8 protein-coding genes are annotated in these 7,991 nt (G+C 69.8%); 2 read left to right on the forward strand and 6 right to left on the reverse strand.

The window, feature by feature from the left end:
- Nucleotides 1–90 precede the first annotated feature (90 nt).
- From ACIRST_RS42125 to ACIRST_RS42145, 5 genes are all read right to left on the reverse strand, one after another.
- Nucleotides 91–324 (reverse strand): hypothetical protein, encoded by a 234-nt coding sequence (locus ACIRST_RS42125; protein WP_402810051.1) that lies wholly within the window; start codon nucleotides 322–324, stop codon nucleotides 91–93.
- A gap of 171 nt (nucleotides 325–495) precedes the next feature.
- Nucleotides 496–930, reverse strand: a complete 435-nt coding sequence (locus ACIRST_RS42130; protein WP_402810054.1) for a restriction endonuclease fold toxin-2 domain-containing protein — start codon at nucleotides 928–930, stop codon at nucleotides 496–498.
- Nucleotides 931–1,085: 155 nt separating this feature from the next.
- Nucleotides 1,086–2,654: a DUF2637 domain-containing protein gene (locus tag ACIRST_RS42135; RefSeq protein ID WP_402810057.1), complete on the reverse strand. Its 1,569-nt coding sequence runs from the start codon at nucleotides 2,652–2,654 to the stop codon at nucleotides 1,086–1,088.
- Between the two features lie 505 nt (nucleotides 2,655–3,159).
- Nucleotides 3,160–3,369 carry a hypothetical protein gene (locus tag ACIRST_RS42140; RefSeq protein WP_402810059.1) on the reverse strand — a complete coding sequence of 70 codons (210 nt, stop codon included), beginning with the start codon at nucleotides 3,367–3,369 and terminating at the stop codon, nucleotides 3,160–3,162.
- A 290-nt stretch (nucleotides 3,370–3,659) separates the two neighbouring features.
- Complete coding sequence (locus tag ACIRST_RS42145) at nucleotides 3,660–4,799, reverse strand: PucR family transcriptional regulator (RefSeq protein ID WP_402810061.1); 1,140 nt, start codon at nucleotides 4,797–4,799, stop codon at nucleotides 3,660–3,662.
- 87 nt (nucleotides 4,800–4,886) lie between these two features.
- On the opposite strand from ACIRST_RS42145, the gene ACIRST_RS42150 reads away from it, so the two are divergent.
- Nucleotides 4,887–5,954 (forward strand): ferredoxin reductase, encoded by a 1,068-nt coding sequence (locus tag ACIRST_RS42150; protein ID WP_402810063.1) that lies wholly within the window; start codon nucleotides 4,887–4,889, stop codon nucleotides 5,952–5,954.
- Nucleotides 5,955–5,961: 7 nt separating this feature from the next.
- Nucleotides 5,962–7,080 (forward strand): fatty acid desaturase family protein, encoded by a 1,119-nt coding sequence (locus ACIRST_RS42155; RefSeq protein WP_402810065.1) that lies wholly within the window; start codon nucleotides 5,962–5,964, stop codon nucleotides 7,078–7,080.
- A gap of 213 nt (nucleotides 7,081–7,293) precedes the next feature.
- On the opposite strand, the gene ACIRST_RS42160 is transcribed toward ACIRST_RS42155, so the two are convergent.
- Nucleotides 7,294–7,656, reverse strand: coding sequence for an avidin/streptavidin family protein (locus ACIRST_RS42160; RefSeq protein WP_350526641.1), 363 nt, complete (start codon nucleotides 7,654–7,656; stop codon nucleotides 7,294–7,296).
- Between the last annotated feature and the right edge of the window lie 335 nt (nucleotides 7,657–7,991).

Consider the following 7,991-nt stretch of genomic DNA (forward strand, 5'->3'; position numbering starts at 1 on the left):
CATACGGCCTCATCCCCCTGAGCCTGTGGCTGAAGAGATTGTTCCATGAGTCGCCAGCGTCTCCGCAGGACGGCATTCTGAAACGATCAGTTAGACGGGTAAGCTCCCGATGAACGCTTCGAGGCCTCCTGCCAGGTCAAGGGGTTGAAAATCCACGTCGTGGTCGATCCACCACACGACGGGCACCTCGGGCGCCAGGTCGTGCAGCACCCTGTGGATGACGGTCAGGGATCCAACGGGCGATCCCCGGTCCTCGAACGAGAACACGCGGTGCTGGAGGCTGAACGACAGCTCCGTCGGCCGCCCGGGGTCGACGTCAGCCACGATCTCCAGGGAAGCCCTCGAACACGCTGCTCACCGTGGCGTCCGGCCAGTGCCTCAGGACGCACTCCTGCAGCTGCTCCCCGGTGAAGGTCCACGGCCCGACTCGTTCGCGGTCGGCACCGACGTAGAAGCCGGATCCCACAGGGTGCTCTCTTCTCTCGATGCTGCAGGTCAGGGTTCGATGCGGACGCGGCCGGTGACGCCCTGGGCCGTCATGAGGGACTGGAAGTAGGCGGAGGCCTTGGGGTCGTTCGTGATGAGTTCGAGGTGGTTGACCTTGTTCCGGGGGTCCGACAAGGCCGATGCGTACTTCTCCGGCTTCGCGGACTCCCGCTTCATGGTGTTCTCGTACGCGGATTCGAAGACCCCGTCCGCATTGTCCAAGCGGAACGGCGACTTGCAACTCTTCTGCTGACCGATGTACTTGGCGTCGATCGCGGCACCGTCTTCCGGGCGGACACCGTCGCCGTCCATACCCAGCTCGCGCCCCGCAGGATCCTGCACGTCGGTGTACAACCGGTACTCCGTCGATCCGGCCACCCTGACCTGGTACGCCCGCCTCGCGTTGATCTTCGGGTCGGGCTCGTCCGGGGGGCTTGGGCGCACGGGTACGGGCGGGTGGCTGGTGGTGCTCGGCGCTGCTGCCGATCGACCAGTTGGAAGAGCGGCTGCCGCACCGGCTCACCGGCCTGGTGTGCCGGAGGGCAGCGAAACGGTCCGGCACCTGAGGGCGCCGGACCGTCGTCGTGGAGGGAGGGGGGTCAGGCCCCAGCACTCTCCAGCTGAAGCTGCTCCTGGTCGTCCTGGCTGGGGAGCGGGACGAGGTCCCTGAGGTCGTTGTAGTAGCGCCCGACGCTGCGCAGGCTCACCGGCTGGTCGTCCTTGCCCCGTGCCCGGAGGTTGTAAGGGCTCTTGTAGAGGTGACGGCGGAGTTCTTCCGGTCCGGGGTGACGCCCGTACTCGGCGACCAAGGTGGCGAAGCCGATGGCCCACTTCAAGGGGATGTTCCTGGCGAGCGCCCGGTCCGCCAGTGCAGGATCGATGGCCGGCAGGTCGTCCTCGCCCGGGTCGGAATCGGGCGCGGCCCCTTCGGTGCGGACGGTCTCCGTAAGGTCTGCGGAGGTCTCCCGCACCGGCTCCTCGGCCCGCCCCGCACCCGCAAGGGCTGTGCGGGAATCAAGGGCCTCTGGCTGCTCGTACGCGACCCTCAGGTCCGGCTCCGGCTCGGCCCGCGCCGCCTGCAGCGGCACCGGAGCAGCCTCCGAATAGGCTCCCGCAGGGGCGTTGACCTGCGAAGGCTCTGGATATGCCTGCGTAGGAACCGGGCTTTGTGGAACGAGGTATCCCGCACCCCCAAAGTCCTCGGCACCCGGTCCCGCATCCGCGAAGGACTGCCCGGCAAACTCCCGCAAAGCGACCGGCCTGCCAGACGCCAGACCCGCAACGCTCTCGTGCTGCGCCCGCATCGGCTCCGCCCCTTCCGCGGCAGAGCTGGACGATATCTCACCGTCACCTGGGGCCAGCTCCTTGCGCGGACCGGCAACCGCCGGAAGCTCGGCCGTGCCCTCCGGAGCCTGACCCTGCTGCTTCCGCTGGCCGTCCGTGGCTGCCACTCGTGCAGCGAAGATCCGGTCCAGCGGGCGAGTGGCGACGCCGGCGGCCGCGAGGCCGTCTTCGTAGGTGATCTCCATCGGCACACCCAGCTCAAGCAGGTCCAGTGGCAGACGTGCGGCAGCGGGCAGCTTCTTCTTCGGGCCGACCGGGGCGTCCTTCAGCAGGGTGAGGTACGCGAGGCGGGCCTGCTCAAGCAGGACCGCTTCGTCCACGCTCCGGATCTCCCACAGCTGCATCCGGCGCCACATCGCCCAGGTCTGACGGGGAGCGAGGAGCCAGCGCATCAGCCGGATCTTCTCGATGGACCTGTCGGAGCTGAGTCGCGCGAGCCTGGCGATGGCGTGCCGCGTCGCCTCGCTGATGATGATGAAGAGCACCGGGATGACGGAGTGCATTCCGGTGCCCAGCGGGTCGGGCCAGGAAGCCGCCGCGTTGAACGCAATGGTCGCCGCCGTCAGGCCCCAGGCGGTGGGGCGCAGCAGCGGGAAGGGGATGCGCAGCCAGGTGAGGACGAGGTCCAGCGCAAGGAGGACGAGGATGCCGACGTCCACGCCGATCGGGAAGGCGTAGGAGAACTGGCCCATGCCGACGCCGAACGCCACCCGGCGGACCGCCAGGTAGGAGCCGGCCAGGCCGATCAGTGCGACGAACGTGGCGCCCAGCGCGACGAGCGAAATCAACACCCAGTGGACCCTGGTCAGGACCGGTCGTGTCACGGCTCTCCTCCTCTGCTTGTGCTCAGGGGGTGCAGTTTTTCATGTGGGTCGGACTAAGCGCACGGGACATACCTGGTCAGGCGCCTCAAGGACTCCCTGGTGGGCGGTTTTGTGTCACTCGTTGACGTCCTGGAGATGCGGAGCGCGCAGGTGATCTTGGCCGCCCATCACGACCCGTCGGGCCGCGGACGTAGGCTCAGCTCGAAGTCCCCACAGTGATCCGGACAATGAGGCTGCCGATCGCCGGATCGTATCGATGCAGACGTTCAGCCTCCGGCCGTCGGTGTGCTTGGATTGGGCGCACGCGGTAGTCAGATCCTTGCCGTGATGGTCTGGCCGGAAGACGACTCGGTCCCGCTGCACGTAGAGCCCGTGGACAGCCGGCGCGGAGCCCCAGAACCCGGCCACGACGCGGACTGCATCTGCCTCGGGTCCGGCTTCACCCACGAACCAGGCGAACGCCACCCATGCCTCGGCTCCGCCCCGGACCGATCACCCGACAGGCTCAGGGCGAGCAGGCCCCCGACGGCGCCCCCTGGTGACCACGGACGGCGCCGGTGGTGCGGGCGGCCCGGCGCCAGTCACGGGTGGCCCAGCCGTCGCTGCCGCGTGCGCCAGTCACGGCGAGCTGCTGCGGGTAGACGACGGCGGGCCGGCCGTGGATCAGCTCCGGCCACGCGGCTTGGCCGCGGTAGGCGGCGAGGGTGCTGTCCACGCCGATCTACTTGCCCTCCGCCGATTGCCCGGGCACCTTGGCCGCCGACCCGGCCGGGTCGACAGAGTGGATGAGCTGTCGGAGCGCGCCGAAGTAGACCTCGTGGTCGACCACGGCGGGCAGGACCGCGCCGAGCTGCCCCCGAGCGCGGCTGACCCCCGCGCGAGTGGGGGGCAGCCGCGCGCGGGCTCCTCGTTCTGGAGGGTCTGGAAGAACTGCTGGTGGCACCGAGAACGGGACACGATTCCTGGAACGCCCGCGGACGCGGTCGTGGACGGTCGAAGTACCCGTCAGCCGACCCGAAGACCCACCGCCAGCGTCAGTTCAAGGACCCGGTGCGGCGATGCGAGATCCGGAAACAGCTCCCGCAGCTGCGACATCCGGTACCGGACTGTCTGGGGATGGACGAACAACGCCGCCGCCACCTCGTCCCGCCTGCCCTGGTGCAGCAGCCACTCCCGCAACGTCTCCTCCAGCCGCCGTGCGGTCGCGACAGGCAAGGCCCGCAACGGTGCGAGGGCTCGGGCACGCAGGTCCGCGAACGCGTCCGCGTCGGCGCTCAGCACCAGCTCGGGCAGGTGGTCCTCGGTGTCGCGAATGTCGGAGGAGAGGGAGCGCGCGCGTACGGCTCGTGCGTACGAGGCGGACGCACGCGTCCACGGCCGGGCCGGGCCGACCACGGCGGTGCGGTCGGCCAGCTGCCGCAAGAGGTGTGATCGGTCGGCGTCGGGGACGAGCAGCACACCGGTGGCGTCCGGCAGGTCATCGAGGACAAGGGTGCCCGGGTCGAGCGCGCGGTAGGCGGGCCGGGCCTGGTCGGCGGGCAGCAGGACCGCGGTCAGCGAGCCCGGAGGCTGCCACCCGGCCCGTTGAGCAGAGGCCAGCAGCACGTCGGGACTCGCGCCGGCGAGGAGGTCGCGGGCCAGGTGTTCCAGGTGGCGTTCCTGGGCCCTGCCCCGGGCGGCCAGTTCGTCGGCATGGCCCGCGGCGCTCGCGGCGGAGAGCTCGTCGATGTAGGCGAAGGTCAGCTCGGCGAACTTGGCGACCTCCGCGGCGGGCAGACCGGCGGGTACGGCACCCGCTGCCAGGCATCGCCAGGCGACGCGGGCGCCGACGCGGTAGGCACTGAGCAGGGCGTCCATCGAACGGCCGTCGCGCACCTCGCCGCGGCCGAGCTCGTAGGCCGCGTCGCCGGCGTCGCCGCCTGTGGCGTTCCCGCTCGCGAGGTCCAGATAGTGCCCCAGGGCGGTGCGGACGGCTCGGCGGATGGTGCCGCCCATGCGGCCCGATAGGGCGTTGGCGTAGGAGGGGACCTCGTCGATGATCGCCTGGACGACCTCGTCGGCGGTGGCCTTCAGCTCGGCCCGAAGTGCGGTGACCGTCGTCTCGTCGAGAGCCGGTTCGCCGGCCCTCCGGATTGCTTGGCTCACGTTTTTGTTCCTTGCGAACAATGCGGTCGACCAGATTTACGTCCTTCGGTCAGGACTTTACGCCCTGCGGCACAGCAAGCTGGAGTCATGACGAGTACAGCCCTCCGCAGCAGGGCGTGGAAACTGCTGGAGATGGTCACGACGCCGCTGCTGCCGTCGGACTACCTCGACCTGGTCAGCCCGCTGCGTGCGGGCGCCGACCTGCGGGGGCGCATCGAGGCCGTGCACCCCGAGACGGGTGACGCCGCGACCGTCGTGATCAGGCCGGGGCGGGGCTGGCGCGGCCACACGGCGGGCCAGTACGTGCGGATCGGGGTGGACGTCGACGGGAGGCGACTGTGGCGTTCCTACTCGATCACCTCGCCGACGAACCGCCGGGACGGCCGCGTCACGATCACCGTGAAGGCGATCCCGGGCGGCAAGGTCAGCAACCACCTCGTCCGCAGGGCGACACCGGGCACGCTGGTCCAGCTCGACCAGCCGGCCGGTGACTTCGTGCTCCCGCAGGTCAAGCCCGCCAAGGTGCTCTACCTGACGGCCGGCAGCGGCATCACGCCCGTGATGGGCATGCTGCGCGACAGCGAGTTCGACGACGTCGTCATGGTCCACTGCGCACCACAGCCGCAGGACGTGATCTTCCGCGACGAACTGCACGGTCTGGTCGCGGACAAGAGGCTGCGCCTCACCGAGGTGCACACCGACACCGACGGCAGGCTCGACATCTCCCGTCTCGACGACGTCGTGCCCGACTGGGCCGAGCGCGAGACCTGGGCCTGCGGGCCCGCGGGCCTGCTCGACGCCGCAGAGGCGCACTGGACCGAGCACGGCGTCCGGGAGCGCCTGCACACCGAACGCTTCCGCCCCGGCATCGTCGTCGCCGGCGACGACGGCAACGGCGGCGGCGAGGTCACGTTCAGCGCCACCGGCAGGACCGTCGACGCGGACGGTGCGACGCCGTTGCTGGACATCGGCGAGGAGGCCGGCGTGCTCATGCCCTCCGGGTGCCGCATGGGCATCTGCTTCGGCTGCGTCACGCCGCTCAAGGCGGGCGCCGTCCGGGACCTGCGCACCGGCGAGATCACCGAGGCCGAGCCGGGCGTCCTCATCCAGACCTGCGTGTCCGCCGCGGCGGGCCCCTGCGACATCGAACGGTAGGAGCACCGTGACCGCCATCGACCCCACCGCCCACCTGACCGCGGAGCAGATCGAGGAGCTCGGCCGCGAGCTGGACGCGATCCGCGACGAGGTGATCGCCGGCCGTGGCGAGAAGGACGCCGCCTACATCCGCAAGGTCATCTCGGCGCAGCGCAAGCTCGAACTGGCCAGCAGGGGCGTGCTGCTGTTCTCGATCTTCCCGCCCGCGTGGCTGCTCGGCACCGCCGGCCTGTCCGTGGCGAAGATCATGGACAACATGGAGATCGGCCACAACGTCCTGCACGGCCAGTGGGACTGGATGCGGGACCCGAAGATCCACTCCACCACCTGGGAGTGGGACCACGTCTCGCCGTCCGACCAGTGGAAGCACTCGCACAACGAGCTGCACCACACGTACACCAACGTGATCGGCAAGGACAACGACCTCGGCTACGGCATCATGCGCGTCGACGAGGACCAGAAGTGGCACCCGTTCCACCTCGGCCAGCCGCTGTGGAACTTCGTCAACGCCTGCTTCTTCGAGTACGGCATCGCGGCGTACGACCTGGAGCTCGGCAAGAACCTGCACAAGCGGCGCCGCAAGAACCCGGAGTTCCGCGCGCGGGCCAAGGCCGTCGGCCGCAAGATCCGCAAGCAGGCGCTCAAGGACTACGTGATCCACCCGCTGCTGTCGGGCCCGTCGTTCCTCACCACGCTCGCCGCCACGTTCACCGCGAACCTGGTCCGCAACATCTGGTCACACTCGGTGATCATGTGCGGACACTTCCCCGAAGGCGTGCAGGTCTTCGAGCGCCGGTCCATCGAGGGCGAGACGCGCGGCCAGTGGTACCTGCGCCAGATGATGGGCTCGGCGAACATCAGCGGCAGCAGGGCCATGCACTTCATGACCGGCAACCTGTCGCACCAGATCGAGCACCACCTGTTCCCGGACCTGCCGAGCAACCGGTACGCCGAGGTCGCGGTGAAGGTGCGCGCGCTGTTCGAGAAGTACGAGCTGGAGTACGTCACCGGGCCGCTGCCGAAGCAGGTGTTCTCCGCGTGGCGCAAGGTCTTCCGGCTCTCGCTGCCGAACAGGAAGCCCAAGGTCAGGACGCCGGACCGCGAGCAGGAACTCGTCGCGGCCTGATTCCCGGTACTGGTTCAGATCTTCCGGCCGTACTCGCGTGCACCGCCGGGTCCGATGAGATGCGTTGCGGATGGCGGGCGACCGCGACAGCAGACCGTACGGCAGAACGGGATCGATCCGGCTGAGCACGGCCCGCGGCGTGGGCGTCAGCGGGCTGGATGAGCAGCGCGCGGCACACGCGGGCAGACGGGCGGTGCGGGGACGCCTGGTGGTTCACCCGGGGTTGTCGGGAAGGCGGCGCCCGAAGACGTCCTGCCCGACCGCTGTGGCCCGCCACGCGTCCCGCGCGCCGGAGGCGGTGGTGAACAGCCAGTGGGCGACGATCCGCTCCTCCTCGGGCAGGTACTGGCCGCTCCAGCTGGTCACGGAGGCGTCCTCACCCTGTCCGCTCGACCAGGTGACCGTCCAGCCCAGCGCCACGCCCGCCCCTGCCGGGGACGGGTCGTAGCGGCCCACCAGCTCCCGTTTCCCGGCCGGGCCCACCCCCGGCGCGAAGGTACCCGACAAGGCACCCGCCCCGTCCGTCGCCAGGTCCAGGCACGACCCCAGCTCGTTGAACCACTCCCCATCGACCACTGCTGCCAGCTCCCGTCTCACACCCCGCGCCTCACCCGAACACCCGCATCCTCACACCGGCACCCGCCCGGAAGCCCGCCCCGTTACTGCACCCGGCCGAACCCCGAACAGACACCCGCCAGCTCCGGACGCCGGCACTCAGGTCCCACTCCGCTGCGGCACTGAACGGTGCGCACCCTCGCACCAGCGGGACAATGACAGAACCTGACGGCGCCGGTCCGGGACGGTCATCCTCGGGTGTGAGCTTCCCCCGCTGTGCGGGAGGTGTTGATTACCTGGTCAGGATGGGGGTGGGTGGTTCGATGGCCACCGGTTCGGCCGTCGCTTGGTTGGCG

This window comes from Kitasatospora sp. NPDC101447 (genome assembly GCF_044767225.1).
GTDB lineage: Bacteria > Actinomycetota > Actinomycetes > Streptomycetales > Streptomycetaceae > Kitasatospora.